The sequence below is a fragment of the Lysinibacillus sp. NPDC092081 genome, from assembly GCF_044755845.1.
Classification (GTDB): domain Bacteria; phylum Bacillota; class Bacilli; order Bacillales_A; family Planococcaceae; genus Lysinibacillus.
Map to the genome: position 1 here is coordinate 828072 of NZ_JBIVRU010000001.1, position 18055 is coordinate 846126.

Sequence of the window (18055 nt, forward strand, 5' to 3'; positions counted from 1 at the left end):
CCCTTTATCCCATTCTTTGTTTTGCGTCGGCTGCACGACGAAGTGCTTGACCGACATAATTTATACCAAGCATCAAGATTAAAATTAATATTGATGCGGGCAACCATACCCACCATTTTGTTGATAGTACTAACGGATTTGTTGCATAGTTTACAAGGGTACCTAAGCTCGGAGTTGATGGTGGTAAACCAAAGCCTAAGAAAGACAACCCTGTCTCGATACCAACATTTCCAGCAAAGTTCAAAGTTACTTCAACTATTAAAATAGAACTTAAATTTGGTAAAATTCCTTTAAACATAATAGCGAGATCACTAGTCCCCATTGTTTTAGATGCACTCACATAATCTCTTCGTCCCTCTGATAGGGCTTTACTTCGAACTAAACGCGCGGTGCTCATCCATTGAAATAAACTTATGATCAATATCAATTCAAGAACACCATATTTTGGTATTATAGTTACGAAAACAATAATAATCATTAGACTAGGTAATGTTATAAAGAAATCAATAATTCGCATAAACAAATTATCAATAAATCCTCCGTAATAACCCATAATAATACCAAGAGCTATCCCAGCAACACTAGTAATGATCGTAATGGCAAATGCAATTAAAATCGAATTCTTTGCCCCTATCACTAGTTGCCCAAGCATATCACGACCTGCTTCATCTGCTCCAAGTCTATAACCATTTACACCTGGCTCAGTGAAACGCTCTAACAGTTTAATCTTTAAAATTTCTTCTTGATTTAAAAACATCGCAGCAACTATAACTACAACGATAAGAAGCGTTATCCCAATAAAGGACATCATCGCTACTTTATCTTTTTTAAACTCTCGTAAAACGACTTGTATTCCCGTCGGCGGAGAGCTATCAAATTTGACCATTTCATTATTTTGTTGTTCCATTTGAAATCACCTCTCCTTAAACATTATTTTAATAGCTAGTCTATGCGGATACGTGGATCAACAATGCTCATAATAATATCAGACAGTAGACTACCTAATAATGTTAAGAAGCCATAAATCATAACTAGTGCCGTAATAACACTATAATCTCGACTCATGATCGAATGGATAAACAACTGACCCATTCCTGGGAAACCGAAAATTGTTTCAATGAAAATAGATCCACCTAATAAACCCGTTATTGTAAACCCTAAAAAAGCTGCGATTGGTAGTAAGGAATTACGGAAAATATGTCTCGTGTAGATTTTTCGCATAGGGATACCTTTGCTTCGAGCTGTTTTCACATAATCCTGTGTTTTTGCATCTATTATTTCTGAGCGTAAATATTGAATAATAGCAGTTGTACCTAAAATACCGTACGTAATAGCAGGTAGTAGTATATGGTAGAGTTTACTCCAATAATATGCCATTGTACCTGGATCAACCCCTACATCAACGGTCCCGCTAGTTGGGAACCACATGAGTTTATAGCCAAAAATAAAAACGAAAATTAGTGATAATACGAAAGTTGGTATGGCATAGCTGATAAAACTATATAGGGTGATAGATTTATCTAATAATGAATCTTGATAGCGACCTGCCAACACCCCTAGTGGAATCGCAATCAAATATACAAAGATTGCACTGAGTAATGACAGCCACAATGTATTTAATCCGCGCTCACCAATAAGTGTGGACACTGCAATTTTATATGTATAGCTTCGTCCAAAATCACCTTGAAAAGCGTTTGTAATCCAATGGTAATACTGAACATACCAAGGGTCATAGAAACCTGCTTGTATACGAAGCTCCTCAATCCTTGCAGGATCTGTCTCTGGTGAAATAAGCCCTGTAAATGGATCTCCTGGCATTTGTTTTGCCAATATAAAGATTAAAAGACTTAATACAAAAAGCTGAGGAATCATCACTAATACACGTCTAACAATTGTTTTCCACATTTTATATACCCTCCCGTTCAATGTCAGACATCGCTACGTTATGCGTATCCGAGATGGTTTTTAATGGGTATACTTTGCCATCCTCGTCATAATATTTATGCTGTTCTTTTTGATAATTGGCCTCGACATCTTGACGTGTTATTTTACGCTCCAAACGTGTTTCTGGCTCAATATTTGGAATAGCTGATAACAGGCGCTTTGTATAAATATGTTGTGGATTCATGTATATATCATTTCGAGTGCCCGTTTCAACAAAGCGTCCTTTGTACATGATAGCTATGTGATCACACATATGCTTCACGACACCAAGGTCATGCGAAATAAATAAATAACTAAGTCCAAACTCATTCTGAATGTCTTTCATAAAATTTAGCACTTGAGCTTGTACAGATAAATCTAGTGCAGATACAGGTTCATCTGCAATAATCATTTTTGGATTACAAGCAACAGCACGCGCGATTCCAAGACGTTGCTTTTGACCACCTGAAAATTCATGTGGATACTTTAACAATACATCTTCAGACATACCTACGATTGCTAGTAACTCTTTAATGCGCTTACGTTCTTCTTGATCACTAAGCTTCATAAAATTTCGAAGAGGCTCTGCTAAAATGTCTAATACACGTTTTCTAGGGTTCATACTTGAATGGGAATCTTGAAAAATCATTTGAATATCTTTGTTATATGCTGAATCACGTTTTCTGCGCTGGTTTGTAACATTCTCACCTTCATAGAAAATTTGACCCGAAGTAATCTTTTCTAGACCTATAATGGCCTTCCCTGTTGTCGATTTTCCAGAACCTGATTCTCCTACTAAACCGTATGTTTTTCCTTTTTCAAACTCCATTGTGACACCATCAACCGCATATACCTTATCGATTACTGTATTAAAAAAGCCTCCTCGAATTGGATAATGAACGTTTAAATCGCTAATTTGCATAAAGCTCATACAGCCCCGCCTCCTTCTTCACCTTCTAAATGAAAGTGTTTCCAGCAGGTACATCTAACAAAATGTCCTGGTGCAATTTCATGTAATTGTGGTTTTCTTTCATGAGCAGATGCATCAATCCACGGTATACGCGCTGAAAATCGGCAGCCTTCCCGTGGTAAATTCATCAGCGATGGCACCATACCTTGAATAACTTCAAGTCTTTCATTTTCACTATGTGTTTGCGGAATAGAATTCAATAAAGAACGAGTGTAAGGATGTTGAGCATTCGTAAATAATTCCTGGACAGGTGCTTCTTCTACTACTTCACCTGCATACATCACTGCAACTCGGTCAGCCATTTCTGCCACAACGCCTAAATCATGGGTAATTAAGATAATACCTGTTTCTGTTTCCGACTGTAATTCTTTTAGTAGGTCAAGTATTTGAGCTTGAATCGTTACATCTAAAGCTGTTGTCGGTTCATCTGCAATTAAAATAGATGGTTTACACGACAATGCTATAGCAATCACAACACGCTGTCTCATCCCTCCGGACAATTGATGTGGGAATTGTTTTGCCACACGCTCTGGTTTAGCGATGCCTACCTGATTCAATAATTCTAGTACCCTCTTCTCGCGCTGTTGCTTTGAGAGCTTTGTATGATACATTAGCCCCTCTGCAATTTGTTCTCCAATCCTCATTAAAGGATTAAGAGCTGAAAGTGGATCTTGAAAAATAAAACCAATATGATTCCCACGCAAACTATTAAATTGTTCCTCATTTAATTGCGTTAAATTTTGATTATTGTAAAAGATTTCACCTGTAACTTTTGTATTTACAGTGTTGTACAAGCCTACAATACTAGTTGCTAACGTACTTTTACCACAACCCGATTCGCCAACGATTGCTAATACTTCATTCTTTTTAAGCGAAAGTGAGACATCCTCTACAGCAGCGTGGTAAGTTTCTTTAATGCGGAAACTTGTAGTTAGATTTCTAATTGTTAATAGGTCATTTGCTGTATTCAAACAATCTCCCCCTTACTATATTCAATATTCTGAAAAATTAATATATTCATCTTTTAAATTTATTTCAGAATTATATTTTATTGAAAAGTTTATTTACACCTCCATATACAGTTATAAATAAATTAATATTTTTTTACTTTTCCAGAAAACCAAAATACTGATTGAATTATCTGAAAATTAATTGTGATATTATTTTATCTGGAAATAATACATTAAATCAAGTGCATTTTTCTAAATATTACAAAGTTGCAAACAAATTTCTCCATACATCTTTACAAAATAATTCTCAAATCTTAATTTTTTCTTTACTTAATTGTTTGTCCTTTTTTCAACCTTCTATCTAAACTCTGCTATTTTTATTATTTAAATATAAAAATCATTTATACTTACTTTTATTACTAAAATAACATTTAAACCCCTTGATTATCTCTATTTTACAGGTCATAACTATAAATCTTTATTCTTATAAATATATTGAATTTCTATATATTTGTTTTAAGTAAATAGTTTTCTCGTTTAAAGTGTTAAAAAATTAATAACAATTTTGATATATTAAAAAAGTAATTATTTTATTTCTTTTACCTCATCATTTACGTACTTCTTGATTATATTTTTCCCAAAAAATAATTAGCATTTTAAATAATATATGCAAATATACAGGTAATATATTCTAAAAATTTAAAATAAAAGACTAATAAAATAGATTAATCATTAATTTAAATAGGAGTATTTAATGGGTAATATAATAGATCCTTGATTTTCTATAGAAGAAATTAATGTGGAAATGTCTATATTGTAAAAAAAAAGAAAACAACTTATCATTAAACTGTTAAAGTATTACTTCCTCTTATGAGGCTTATATGGAAGAAAGAATAGGTGAAATGTATATATATGAAAAATCGCGTTGTCCAATTGCTATTTGTATTTACTATTGCAGCAATTATACTCACAGTCTTAAATAAGTCCGTTATTTCCTTATCTACCTTTATCGGCATAATATGGCCTATCACACTTATAGGGATTGCCTTCGTTATTTTTATTGAAAATCGTTCCCCGCAAAGTACATTGGCTTGGTTTTTAGTATTAGCCATTCTCCCTGTGATTGGTTTACTTCTATACTTACTATTCGGAAGAAGTCGCTGGAGAAGAAAGAAACATTTACAACGTTCAGAAGAGAAGAGAATGATATTCCGTGAGATTTTAGCAGGGAAAAGTTTTAATGTAGACATCTCTTCCTCTTTAAATGAACGGTCCGCCTATTTGACTCAAGTTATTCAAAAATTTGGCGGTGGTCCTGTTGCGAATGAAACAACAACAAAGCTCTTAACAAACGGGGATGAAACATTTACTGAAATCCTACAAGCGATTGAAAATGCTACACATCATATTCATATTCAATACTATATTTATCGATCAGATGAAATCGGTACAACAATTCGAGATGCCTTAATTAAGAAAGTAAAATCTGGCGTGATCGTACGCTTTCTTTACGATGGACTCGGCAGTAATAAATTACGGAGGCGTTTCTTACAACCAATGAAAGAAGCAGGGATTGAAGTCGTTGAATTTGATTCTATTCTTTCACCTTGGTTATTAGAAACCGTCAATTATCGTAACCACCGTAAGATTGTTATTGTAGATGGGACGATTGGTTTTACAGGTGGACTCAATGTCGGGGATGAATATCTTGGTCGTTCGAAGAAGTTTCCTATTTGGCGTGATAGTCATTTAAAAATAGAAGGAAAAGCATTATATAAACTGCAGGCCATTTTCCTAGAAGATTTTCTTTATGCCACTAGTAGTTTAAATGCGTATTCTTGGAATCAATTTATGGATAAAACATACTTTCCAGGTCGAGGAGTTCATCAGGCGGAAGGTGCCGTACAACTCGTTGCAAGTGGACCTAGCTCAGATGATACAAGTATTCGGAATGCTTTATTGAAAATTATGGGCTCTGCCAAAAAGTCAATTTGGATTGCCACTCCATATTTCATTCCTGATCAGGAAACATTAACATTATTACGTCTGAGTGCACTTTCCGGAGTAGATGTCCGCATTTTATATCCAGGAAAAGGCGATAGTATCATTAGTGATCAAGCATCCCAATCATACTTTACACCGCTTCTAAAAGCGGGAGTCTCTATTTACTCTTATAAAGATGCTTTTATGCACGCTAAGATTGTCCTTGTTGATGATGAAGTTGCATCAATTGGTACAGCAAATATGGATATTCGTAGTTTTGAGCTTAACTATGAAATCATTGCGATCCTATATGAATCTAAAACGGTTCTAGATATAAAAAATGATTTTGAACAAGATTTTAAAGAATCCATAGAAATTACATGGGCGTCATTTCAAAAGCGAAGTATTCAAAAACGCATGCTTGAATCTCTTATGCGACTCATTTCTCCTCTACTGTAAATTTAAAAGGATTCATACACAGTTTTGTGTATGAATCCTTTTTTGCTCTTTGGACGGTGGATGTCGATAAAAATTAAAAGTTGGGTGATAAAATGTGAAAGTTGGTCGATAATTTATGAAAGGGTGGTATGAATTTTTTCATACCACCCTTTTTTAATTAAAGCTCTCCTGCTTTTAATTTTCCATGCCAGTCTTTTAAGAACGGAATGTCTCCTTCTTGAATAGCGCCTGATTCATTAGCTGCTTCAATTAAATAATCGAAATTTGTTAGAGATACATATTTTATGCCTGCCTCTTCAAATGCTTGTTCAGCGCGTGGAAGGTTGTATGTGTAAACGCAAACAACGCCTAGTACTTCACAGCCTGCAGCGCGTAAGGCTTCTACAGCTGTAATGGATGAGCCGCCTGTAGAAACAATGTCTTCTACTACTACGACTTTTTGACCTGCTGCGTATTTTCCTTCGATTTGGTTGCCACGACCATGCTCTTTTGCTTTAGAGCGTACATAAACCATCGGTAATTCTAAAATATCACTTACCCAAGCTGCATGCGGGATGCCCGCTGTTGCTGTACCTGCTACGATCTCAGTTGTACCAAAGTTTTCTTTAATAAGAGATGCTAGACCGTTTGCTAATTGTTTACGAATTACAGGGTCAGAAATTGTCAAACGTGTATCACAGTAGATTGGGGATTTAATGCCTGATGCCCATGTGAATAGTTCTGTTGGATTTAATTCTACTGCGCCTACTTTTAACATAGCGTGTGCGATTTCATTTTGTAATGTCATAGTTATGCCTCCCATAATTCACTTACGATTTTATATGCTGCTACTGGATCTTGTGCACCTGTAACGGCACGTCCAACGACGATTAACGAAGAACCGTCACGTTTTGCGCCGTCTGGTGTTGCAATGCGCTTTTGATCATGTGCGTTGCCACCTGCTAATCGGATACCAGGTGTCACACGTAAGAAATCTTCACCGCATGCTTCAGCAATAGCTTTTGCCTCATGTACGGAGCAGACAACACCATTTAAACCAGCTTGTTTTGTTAAGCTTGCATAATGTAATACAGACTCCTGTAAAGATAAAGCAATTTTTTGCTCTGCCTGCATTTGCTCTTCTGTTGTAGAAGTCAGCTGTGTTACGGCAATTAATGCCGCACGTTCACGTCCTGCCGGGGTACCCGCTTCAAGCCCCTCAAGTGCTGCCTCCATCATCGGACGTCCGCCCGCCGCATGAACGTTAACTAAATCTACCCCTAATTTTGCTAGGCCTTTCATAGCAGAGCCAACTGTATTAGGAATATCGTGTAGTTTTAAATCTAGAAAAATATCGTGACCTAGATCTTTTACTTTGCGTACAATATCCGGCCCTTCCTGCATATATAATTCCATACCAATTTTCACGAAAAGAGGCTCGTTAAAGTGCTTTAGAAAGTTGAATACTTCTGCTTCTCCAGGAAAATCTAGTGCAAGTATTGGTTTTGTATTCATGAACGATGGCTCCTTCCGATAATTTCTGAAATATGCTCTACTCCTAATTGATCGAGCGTAGCTGGTAGTTCATCAATAATAGTTGGACAAACGAAGTGATCGACAAAGTTTGCTGTTCCAACAGCAACTGCAGATGCGCCAGCCGACATAAAGTCAATAACATCCTGCGCTTCCGTTACGCCACCCATCCCAATAATCGGAATATTGACAGCCTTATACACCTCATAAACCATACGAATCGCAACTGGCTTTACGGCAGGACCAGATAAGCCGCCTGTACCATTAGCAATCACTGGTTTACCTGTACGCTCGTCTAAACGCATACCGATTAGTGTATTAATCATTGTAATGCCATCTGCACCACCCGCTTCAACAGCTTGTGCAATTTCTACGATGTTCGTTACGTTAGGAGATAATTTCACGTATACAGGCACTTCTGAAACAGCTTTGACAGCTTTCACTAGCTCACGTGCTGTAGCAGGGTCTGTACCAAATTGAATACCACCACATTTAACGTTCGGACAAGAAATGTTAAGCTCTAATGCTTTAACATTTCCTGCAGTTGAAATACGTCGTGCTACTTCCACGTAATCTTCTGTTTCCGTACCAGCAACATTTGCAATGATTGGCACATCATACCCCTCTAAAAACTTCAATTCTTCATTCATTACTTTATCAATGCCAGGGTTTTGTAAGCCAATTGCATTCAACATCCCCGCTGCTGTTTCTGCTACGCGTGGAGTTGGATTGCCGGGACGTGTTTCCACAGTCGTAGCTTTAATCATAATAGCGCCAAGCTTTGATAAATCATAAAGCTGTGCATATTCGCGTCCAAAGCCAAAGCAGCCGGAAGCAGGCATGATTGGATTTTTTAAATCTAAGCCTGGTAATTGGATAGTTAAACGACTCATAATGCCACCGTACCTTTCGGGAAAACTGGACCGTCAGAGCATACTTTGACATAGTCTTTTGCTACTTGATCTGTTGTTTTACATACGCATGCGAAACAAGCACCGATACCACAGCCCATACGCTCTTCAAATGATAAATAACCTTCTTTTTCTGGATAAAAGCCTTCAAGTGCTTTTAACATTGGTAGCGGACCGCAAGAATAAAAGACATCGAATTCAGGTGCTCGTGACTCTAAAACATTTGTGACAAAGCCCTTTGTTCCTTTAGAGCCATCAACCGTTACATAATGTGTTTCTCCAAGGGCACTGAATTCTTCCTCATAGAAGCATACATCTTCCGACTGAAAGCCTAGCACATGAATTGTTTTAACACCACGTGCGTTCAATTGTTTGGAAAGCTCATGTAATGGAGGTACGCCGATTCCTCCACCAACTAGTAGGGCTGTGCCACCCTCCGGTACTGCTTCTACCGGGAACCCATTACCGATTGGGCCAAGAACATTGACAAGCTGCCCTTCACGATTTGTCGCTAACACTTTTGTTCCGCGACCCTCCGCACGATAAATCATTGTAAATTCGTTGTTGTCTTTATCTATGTTTGCAATACTTATTGGTCGACGTAAAAGCGGCTCCAATGAATCTGACACCTTTACATGGACAAACTGGCCAGGTGTCATATCCTGAACCAGTTCTCCACGAAGTGTCAATTCGAAAATGTTTGTCGCGATTTGCTTTTGAGAGACGACCGTCATTTTCTCTTGACGAATCATATTAATGTACTACCTCCGCTTTTGGCATTTGTTCTGCTGTGAATGTCATTGATTCAATAACACGGACCATCGCTTCTGCTGTGTCTAATGAAGTTAAGCAAGGTACGCCGTTTTCTACAGACTCACGGCGAATTCGGAAACCATCACGTGCCGGTTGCTTACCTTTCGTTAATGTGTTGACAACAAGCTGTGCCTCACCGTTTTGAATTAAATCGATTAATGTTTGACCTTTTGCACCGATTTTGCCAACTACATCTGTGCGTACGCCAGCCGCTTCGAACGCTTGAGCTGTACCTTCAGTTGCTACAATACGATAGCCTACTGTTGAGAAGCGTTTTGCAAGTGCAATTGCTTCCTCTTTATCTTTATCGGACACCGTGAACAATACTGTGCCTTCTGTACGAATTTCCATACCTGCTGCAACTAAGCCTTTGTAAAGTGCTTTTTCTAATGTTGCATCTTTACCCATTACTTCGCCTGTTGATTTCATTTCAGGTCCTAGTGTAATGTCAACACGGCGTAATTTAGCGAATGAGAATACTGGCACTTTAACGAAGACACCTTTTTGTTCAGCTGCTAAACCTGTTGGATAGCCTTGTTCTACGATTGATTTCCCAAGAATCGCTTTCGTTGCGATATTTGCCATCGGAATGTTTGTAATTTTACTTAAGAACGGTACTGTACGAGATGAACGAGGGTTTACCTCGATGACAAATACTTCGCCTTGTGAAATAACATATTGAATGTTCATTAAGCCTATGATGCCAAGACCTTTTGCAAGGCGAGTTGTATAATCCACTAGCGTATCTTTTTGCGCTTGTGTTAATTTTTGTGGCGGGTATACAGAGATCGAGTCACCAGAGTGAACCCCTGCACGTTCGATATGCTCCATAATACCTGGAATTAAGACATTTTCACCGTCACAAATGGCATCTACTTCGATTTCTTGACCAGTTAAGTAGCGGTCTACTAATACTGGATGATCTGGAGATGCTTCTACCGCGTTCTCCATATAGTGTTTTAATTCATCTTGGTTGTAGACAATTTCCATCGCGCGACCACCTAGCACGTATGAAGGACGAACTAGTACTGGGAAGCCTAGACGTTCACTAATAGCAAGAGCTTCCTCCGTAGATACAGCTGTTTGACCTAGTGGCTGTGGAATGTTCAAATCGCGTAATGCTTGCTCGAATTTGTCTCGGTTTTCCGCACGGTCGATATCTTCAAGTGTTGTACCTAGGATTTTCACGCCATTAGCAACTAATTTATCAGCAAGATTAATAGCTGTTTGACCACCGAATTGTACAACTACACCGATTGGTTGCTCAAGGTCGATAATATGCATAACGTCTTCGATTGTTAATGGCTCGAAGTATAATTTATCTGAGATCGAGAAATCAGTGGATACTGTTTCTGGATTCGAGTTAATAATGATTGCTTCGTAGCCTGCTTCTTGAATGGCCCATACTGAGTGTACTGTTGCGTAGTCGAATTCAACCCCTTGACCAATGCGGATTGGACCAGAACCAAGTACAATAACTGATGGCTTGTCGGATTGAATCGATTCGTTTTCATCTTCATATGTGCCATAGAAGTATGGTGTTTCAGATTCAAACTCCGCTGCACAAGTATCAACCATTTTATATACCGGGATAATGCCATTTTCTTTACGGTATGCATAAACCTCTTCTGGTGTTGTTTCCCAAAGCTCGGCAATTTTCTTATCTGCAAAGCCTAGACGTTTTGCTGTACGTAACACTTCTCTATCGTTTTTATGGTCAGCAAGTGTTTGCTCCATATCTACGATGTTTTTGAATTTATTTAAGAAGAATAAGTCAATTGCAGACCATTCATGGATTTGCTCAATTGTTACACCGCGACGAAGTGCTTCACCGATGAAGAATAGACGCTCGTCACCTGCTTTGCGGATACGTTTTTCAATCCAAGAATCAGTGTTTTCTTCTGCATGTTTTAGCTCTAAGTGAACTTGACCTGTTTCAAGAGAGCGCACTGCTTTTAGCATAGCTTCTTCAAATGTACGACCAAGTGCCATTACTTCACCCGTCGCTTTCATTTGTGTACCCAGATTACGCTTTGCTGATTCGAATTTATCGAATGGCCAGCGTGGAATTTTCGCCACGATGTAGTCTAGAGCTGGCTCGAAGCAAGCATATGTTGAACCTGTTACAGGGTTTTTGATTTCATCTAATGTTAATCCAACTGCAATTTTCGCTGCTAGTTTTGCAATAGGATAGCCTGTTGCTTTTGACGCTAACGCTGATGAACGCGATACACGAGGGTTTACTTCGATCACATAGTAATTGAAGCTATATGGATCAAGGGCTAATTGTACGTTACAGCCACCTTCGATTTTCAGTGCACGGATAATATCTAAAGAGATATTACGTAACATTTGGTTTTCACGGTCTGAAAGTGTTTGAGTAGGTGCCACTACAATAGAGTCACCTGTATGAATCCCAACTGGGTCAACGTTTTCCATGTTACATACAACGATGGCGTTGTCAGCCGCATCACGCATTACTTCATATTCGATTTCTTTATAACCAGCGATTGATTTTTCTAGTAAACATTGTGTTACTGGAGAATATTTAAGACCAGATGTCACAATTTCCTCTAAATCTTGATCGTTGTAGCAAATACCGCCGCCTGTACCGCCAAGTGTGAAGGCAGGGCGAACGATTACTGGGTAGCCAATTCTCGCTACAAAGTTTTTCGCTTCGTCTAAGTTATGGATAATATCTGATTCAGGTACTGGAGCACCTAGCTCATACATTAAATTACGGAAAAGATCGCGATCTTCCGCTTTATGGATCGCTTCTAATTTTGTTCCAAGAATTTCAATAGCAAGCTCATCTAGAATTCCTGATTGATCTAATTCAATGGCCATATTTAAACCAGTTTGACCACCAAGTGTTGGTAGGATAGCATCTGGACGCTCTTTACGTAAAATACGTGATACAAACTCCAGTGTAATTGGCTCAATATATACTTTGTCGGCAATTTCTGTATCTGTCATAATTGTCGCAGGGTTTGAGTTTATTAAAATAACTCGGTAGCCTTCTTCTTTTAAAGAAAGACATGCTTGTGTTCCTGCGTAGTCAAATTCTGCTGCTTGTCCGATTACGATTGGACCTGATCCGATTACTAAAATAGTTTCAATATCTGTACGTTTAGGCATGTTGTTTCCCCTTCCCTGCTTCTACTTCCATCATTTCGATAAATTCATCAAATAAGTGATTTGAATCCTCTGGACCTGGTGATGCTTCTGGGTGATATTGCACTGTGAAGATTGGATATTTCTTGTGACGTACACCCTCACAAGTGCCATCATTTAATGCGATATGTGTTATTTCTAAATCTGTATCTTTTAATGAATCGATGTCGATTGCATAACCATGGTTTTGAGATGTTAAGTCTGTACGACCTGTGCGTAAATCTTTTACTGGATGGTTACCACCACGGTGACCGAATGGTAATTTAAAGCTTCGTGCACCACATGCTAGCGAGAAGATTTGGTGACCTAAGCAAATACCGAACATTGGCACTTTTCCAATTAAATTGCGTACTGTTTCAATGCCTTCTGCTACGTCTTCAGGGTTACCTGGACCGTTTGACAGCATAATGCCATCTGGATGCCACGCCAAAATTTCTTCTGCCGAAGTATTGTAAGGGACAACGAGTACGTCGCAATCACGTTTGTTTAACTCACGAAGGATACCGTGCTTCATACCATAGTCAATTAATACGACGCGTTTGCCACGACCTGGTGATGGGTAGGCTGCTTTCGGTGATACTTCACGAACATGATGTGTAATCGCTGGTGTTGCCTGTAATTTTGCTACGATTTCATCCACATTCACTTCTTCATCAGCCGCTGTTAAAATAGCCTTTACTGACCCCTTGCTGCGAATAATGCGTGTTAATTTACGTGTATCGATTCCTTCAATGCCCGGGATATCCTTTGAAGTTAAGTACTCATCTACCGTTAAATCACAACGGAAGTTTGAAGGTGTTTTTGCTAATTCACGAACTACAAACCCACGAATAGCAGGTGTGATCGATTCAAAATCATCACGGTTAATACCGTAATTACCGATTAAAGGGTAAGTTAACGTTACGATTTGTCCGTAGAATGAAGGATCTGAAATGGTTTCCTGATAACCTGTCATCCCTGTTGTGAATACAACCTCACCTTGTGAAGCGCGCTCACTACCGAACGCTGTACCTGTAAATACTGTGCCATCTTCTAAAATAAGTAAACGTTTTTTCATTACTCTGCCTCCTGGTATACGATATTGCCTTCAAAAATTGTAAGGACTGGCCATCCTTTTGCAGTCCAACCATTGAATGGTGTATTGCGTCCTTTTGATACAAAGCCTTCTGCATCAATTGTTTGCTCTTTATTTAAATCAATTAAGATCATATCTGCTGAAGCTCCAACTTCTAATGTGCCATATGGTAAATCGAAAATTTGAGCTGCCTTTACAGACATCCAGTCAATTAACTGTTTTAACGTCCATTTCCCTGTTTCTACAAACTGTGTGTAAAGCAGTGGGAATGCTGTTTCGAAGCCAACAATGCCGAACGGTGCTCCTACCATGCCACAGCATTTTTCTTCTACTGTATGTGGAGCATGATCTGTAGCGATACAATCGATTGTACCGTCTAGCAGCGCTGCGTGAAGTGAGTCTTTATCATCTATTCCACGTAATGGAGGATTCATTTTCCAGTTTGCATCATCTGATGGAATATCCATTTCTTCAAGTAATAAATGGTGCGGGCAAACTTCTGCCGTGACACGGATTCCTGCTGCTTTTGCATCACGTACTGCACGTACAGATTCCTTCGTTGATACGTGACATACGTGGTAGCGTGCTCCAGCTGCTTCTGCCAGTAGAACATCTCGTGCAATTTGAACAGATTCACAAATCGATGGAATTCCTGGTAAACCAAGCTCTTTATTACGTTTCCCTTCATGCATCACACCGTCGTAAATTAATGAGTTATCTTCACAGTGTGCGACAACAACCACATCGTGCTGTGCAGCATCTTTCATTTGCTCATACATTGTTGATGCAAGCTGGATCCCAACACCATCATCTGAAAATGCGACAGCCCCATGTGCTTTTAATTCTTCAATATTTGTACGAACCTCACCTGAAATGTCCCTTGTTAATGAGCCGTATGGAAGTACTCGAATAGCTGCACTTTCTTTAATAAGACCATTAATCAACTGCATGTTTTCTACTGAATCTGGCACTGGTTTTGTATTTGGCATCGCGCAAATTGTTGTGAAGCCGCCTTTTGCTGCTGATGCTGAACCTGTAGCAATTGTTTCTTTATGTTCAAAGCCTGGCTCACGTAAATGTGTGTGTACATCGACAAAACCTGGTGCAACAACTAAACCATTACCTTCGATTACTTCTGTGCCTGCTATATCTATATTTTGACCTATTGCAGTAATTTTGCCATCTGCCATAGCTATGTTTACTGTTTGTAGCTCGCCTTGTTCATTTAGCATTTGTACATTTTGAAGAACCTTTGTCATGTTACTCTCTCCCCTTTAAAATTGTTTCAACAATAGCCATCCGTGTATATACACCATTACGAACCTGCTCGAAAATTCTAGAACGCTCGCATTCTACTAGCTCTGAAGCAATTTCTACATCACGATTGACCGGTGCTGGATGCATGATAATTGCCTTTTCCTTCATTTGTTTCTCACGTTCAATTGTTAAACCGTACTCTTGATGATAGCTCTCTTTTGAGAAGCTTTTATTTACCTTATGACGTTCATGCTGCACACGAAGTAACATAATCACATCGCTTATTTCGATTAAATCATCCCATGAATGATGCGCTTCGAAACTGCCTGCCCAATCTTCCGGACAAAGGAAATGAACATTGGCCCCTAAGCGCTGTAACGCTAAGGCATTCGATTTCGCTACACGGCTATGACTTATATCTCCAGCGATTGTCACATTCAACCCTTCAAAAGAACCAAACTCTTTTCTGATAGTATAAAGATCTAATAATGATTGAGACGGATGCTGACCAGTGCCGTCACCTCCGTTAATAATTGACACATTGATGCCTTCAAGTAGTTCATTGTAATATGCATCTTCCTTTGCGCGAATGACTACTGCGTCCATACCAATCATTTCTAAGGTCTTTACCGTATCGTACAATGTCTCTCCTTTAGTGACGCTTGAAAAGCTACCATCGAATGGGATAACGATACAGCCAACTTTACGCTCTGCCATTTCAAAGCTTGTTTTCGTGCGCGTACTAGGTTCGAAAAATAAATTTGCGACGTTGTATGGGCGAGATAATGATGATGCTTCACCATTCTCAAAAGCTTGCGCACAATCTAGAATGTGGTTAATTTCTTCAATTGTTAAATGTTCCATCGATAATAAGTTCTTCATTGTAACCTCCGTAGGTGTGTTTCATGAACGTTTATGTATAAACGTTCCATATTCAGTAATCTGAATAAAGTAAAAGCCCCGTTGATGTCATCAACGAGGCATAAGGAGGCGCAACAAACTACAGCAGGATACACTCCTACTTTTAGCCTGTCTACAACTTCCCTTTTTTTGCCTCTCTGGACAATTCATTAAAAGGTACTTCTATGAATCTTTATTTTGATTGTACGGTACTGGTATTGCCGCTTCTTTTTTACCTGGTAGGATGGCATTTAAAAGAACACCGATAATCGCTGCTAATGCCATACCTTCGATACTTAGTGATTCTGAAATAACGAACTTCGCACCACCGATGCCAATGACTAAAATAACAGAGGCAATGACCAAGTTACGACTATTCCCAAAGTCGATATGATTATCAACTAACATTCGCAATCCACTTGCTGCAATGATACCGAAGAGTAAGATGGATACCCCACCAAGTACAGCTGTTGGGATTGTTGCAATAACGGCCATTGCTTTCCCGAAGAATGATAGTAAAATTGCTACGACTGCGGCGCCTGCAATTACATACACACTGTAAACACGTGTGATAGCAAGGACACCGATATTTTCACCGTAAGTTGTTTTCGGTGGACCACCGATTAATGCACTAATAAATGTTCCAATTCCATCACCTAAAAGTGAACGGTGTAAGCCTGGCTCTTTAATGTAATCTCGATTAACAACTTTACCTAATACTAACTGGTGACCAATATGCTCTGATATAGTTACGATAACGATTGGCACCATTGTTAGGAGTAGTTTTGTTGTGATTTCAAAGTTATAGTGAACACCTGGGATTAAAAACTCAGGCTTTGCAAAGAATTTTGCTTCGGCAATTGGTGAATAATCTACAATCCCGATAATCATTGAGTAAATATATCCTACGATTAAGCCAATTAAGATTGGCATTGTGCTTAAAATACCTCTAAAGAAAATCGTGAAAATAATAGCTGTAAATAATGTCACTAACGCTGCTGAGAAGTGTAAAAAGCTATATTTGTCATTGACATTCATCGCCATATTAACCGCTGTCCCTGATAATCCAAGACCAATTACCATAATGACAGGTCCTACTACAATCGGCGGTAAAATTTTCATAATCCATTTATAGCCGCTTTTCCAGATGATTAGGGATACGATACCATATGTAATCCCGACTGCCATTGCACCAATCATCGCATGACCTGGATTTACACTTGAACCATCTTTATTTAAACCACCTGCTACAAGTAAAATCGGTGCAATAAAGGCAAAGGATGAACCTAAATATGCTGGCACCTGAAATTTCGTAATTAATAAGAAGAACAGTGTAGCAATTCCACTTGTTAAAAGGGCAATCGCTGGACTAAGACCTACCAACTGAGGAACTAAGATCGTTGACCCAAACATGGCAAACATGTGCTGGAAACTTAATGTCACTAGTTGGACCGGGGTCGGTTTATCCTTAATATCTAATACTGCATTTGACATAATGTTTCCTCACTTTATAGTTAGTCTTCTTTAAAAATGATGACGCAATCTTCTCCGTCTACCTCTTGTAAATTTACGACAATACGCTCTGTTCCAGATGTTGGTACATTTTTGCCAACATAATCAGCTCTTATTGGTAGTTCTCTATGACCTCTATCGATCAGGACTGCAAGTTGAATTTGTGCAGGTCGCCCTAAATCCATTACTGCATCAAGTGCTGCGCGTACTGTACGCCCTGTGTAAAGTACATCATCGACTAAAATAATTTTTTGATTAACGACCACATCATCAATATCTACTTGCTCGACATGTGCCTGTTCATTATCATGCTTTGTCGTTAAATCATCTCGGTAGAGGGTGATGTCTAGCTCCCCCGTACGGATTGGTTTGCCTTCAATTTTTTCAATTCGTTCTGCAAGGCGTCTTGCAAGAAAGGCACCTCGTGTTTTAATACCAACTAGAATACATTCATCGATTCCTTTATTGCGTTCAATAATTTCATGTGCAATGCGTGTTAACGCTCTTGCCATAGATGGGCCATCTAATAGCTCATTTTGTGCCATGTAAGTTTCCTCCTCTCTTTTATTTATTGTTGGTCATGTGTCCATAAAAAAACCTCTCAAGGCGAATGGCC

General features: G+C 38.8%; 15 protein-coding genes. 1 reads left to right on the forward strand and 14 read right to left on the reverse strand.

Features of this window, described 5'->3' with window-relative positions:
* Window positions 1-4: 4 nt before the first annotated feature.
* Genes ACIQLB_RS04185 through ACIQLB_RS04200 form a run of 4 tightly spaced genes read right to left on the reverse strand, consistent with a single transcriptional unit; the run spans window position 5 to window position 3864 of the window.
* On the reverse strand, window positions 5-907 hold the full coding sequence (locus ACIQLB_RS04185) for an ABC transporter permease (protein WP_400721275.1): 903 nt from the start codon (window positions 905-907) through the stop codon (window positions 5-7).
* Window positions 908-942: 35 nt separating this feature from the next.
* Window positions 943-1905 carry an oligopeptide ABC transporter permease gene (opp4B, locus tag ACIQLB_RS04190; protein WP_400721278.1) on the reverse strand — a complete coding sequence of 321 codons (963 nt, stop codon included), beginning with the start codon at window positions 1903-1905 and terminating at the stop codon, window positions 943-945.
* 1 nt (window position 1906) lies between these two features.
* Window positions 1907-2854: an ATP-binding cassette domain-containing protein gene (locus tag ACIQLB_RS04195; RefSeq protein ID WP_400721281.1), complete on the reverse strand. Its 948-nt coding sequence runs from the start codon at window positions 2852-2854 to the stop codon at window positions 1907-1909.
* Window positions 2851-3864: an ABC transporter ATP-binding protein gene (locus ACIQLB_RS04200; RefSeq protein ID WP_400721284.1), complete on the reverse strand. Its 1014-nt coding sequence runs from the start codon at window positions 3862-3864 to the stop codon at window positions 2851-2853. Before ACIQLB_RS04200 ends, ACIQLB_RS04195 begins: the two co-directional genes overlap by 4 nt.
* An 891-nt stretch (window positions 3865-4755) precedes the next feature.
* Between ACIQLB_RS04200 and ACIQLB_RS04205 the strand changes: the two genes are divergently transcribed.
* The gene (locus tag ACIQLB_RS04205) at window positions 4756-6285 is read left to right on the forward strand and encodes a cardiolipin synthase (protein ID WP_400721287.1); all 1530 of its coding nucleotides are present in this window, start codon (window positions 4756-4758) and stop codon (window positions 6283-6285) included.
* A 157-nt stretch (window positions 6286-6442) separates the two neighbouring features.
* Here ACIQLB_RS04205 and pyrE read toward each other — a convergent pair whose 3' ends face one another.
* The 10 genes from pyrE to pyrR all read right to left on the reverse strand — a co-directional run bounded on the left by pyrE (window position 6443) and on the right by pyrR (window position 17984).
* Window positions 6443-7072, reverse strand: coding sequence for an orotate phosphoribosyltransferase (gene pyrE / locus ACIQLB_RS04210; RefSeq protein ID WP_400721290.1), 630 nt, complete (start codon window positions 7070-7072; stop codon window positions 6443-6445).
* A gap of 2 nt (window positions 7073-7074) precedes the next feature.
* On the reverse strand, window positions 7075-7779 hold the full coding sequence (gene pyrF, locus ACIQLB_RS04215; protein WP_400721293.1) for an orotidine-5'-phosphate decarboxylase: 705 nt from the start codon (window positions 7777-7779) through the stop codon (window positions 7075-7077).
* A complete protein-coding gene (locus tag ACIQLB_RS04220; RefSeq protein WP_400721296.1) occupies window positions 7776-8690 on the reverse strand; it encodes a dihydroorotate dehydrogenase in 915 nt (304 codons plus the stop codon). The genes pyrF and ACIQLB_RS04220 overlap by 4 nt, the downstream gene beginning before the upstream one ends.
* Window positions 8687-9460 (reverse strand): dihydroorotate dehydrogenase electron transfer subunit, encoded by a 774-nt coding sequence (locus ACIQLB_RS04225; protein ID WP_400721299.1) that lies wholly within the window; start codon window positions 9458-9460, stop codon window positions 8687-8689. Before ACIQLB_RS04225 ends, ACIQLB_RS04220 begins: the two co-directional genes overlap by 4 nt.
* 1 nt (window position 9461) lies before the next feature.
* Window positions 9462-12659, reverse strand: a complete 3198-nt coding sequence (carB, locus tag ACIQLB_RS04230) for a carbamoyl-phosphate synthase large subunit (RefSeq protein ID WP_400721303.1) — start codon at window positions 12657-12659, stop codon at window positions 9462-9464.
* Complete coding sequence (locus ACIQLB_RS04235; RefSeq protein ID WP_386847678.1) at window positions 12652-13752, reverse strand: carbamoyl phosphate synthase small subunit; 1101 nt, start codon at window positions 13750-13752, stop codon at window positions 12652-12654. Before ACIQLB_RS04235 ends, carB begins: the two co-directional genes overlap by 8 nt.
* Window positions 13752-15029, reverse strand: a complete 1278-nt coding sequence (locus ACIQLB_RS04240) for a dihydroorotase (RefSeq protein WP_400721307.1) — start codon at window positions 15027-15029, stop codon at window positions 13752-13754. The genes ACIQLB_RS04235 and ACIQLB_RS04240 overlap by 1 nt, the downstream gene beginning before the upstream one ends.
* Before the next feature lies 1 nt (window position 15030).
* A complete protein-coding gene (locus ACIQLB_RS04245) occupies window positions 15031-15909 on the reverse strand; it encodes an aspartate carbamoyltransferase catalytic subunit (RefSeq protein WP_400721310.1) in 879 nt (292 codons plus the stop codon).
* 201 nt (window positions 15910-16110) lie between these two features.
* Window positions 16111-17421 carry a solute carrier family 23 protein gene (locus tag ACIQLB_RS04250; protein WP_400721313.1) on the reverse strand — a complete coding sequence of 437 codons (1311 nt, stop codon included), beginning with the start codon at window positions 17419-17421 and terminating at the stop codon, window positions 16111-16113.
* Window positions 17422-17441: 20 nt separating this feature from the next.
* The gene (pyrR, locus tag ACIQLB_RS04255) at window positions 17442-17984 is read right to left on the reverse strand and encodes a bifunctional pyr operon transcriptional regulator/uracil phosphoribosyltransferase PyrR (protein ID WP_400721316.1); all 543 of its coding nucleotides are present in this window, start codon (window positions 17982-17984) and stop codon (window positions 17442-17444) included.
* Between the last annotated feature and the right edge of the window lie 71 nt (window positions 17985-18055).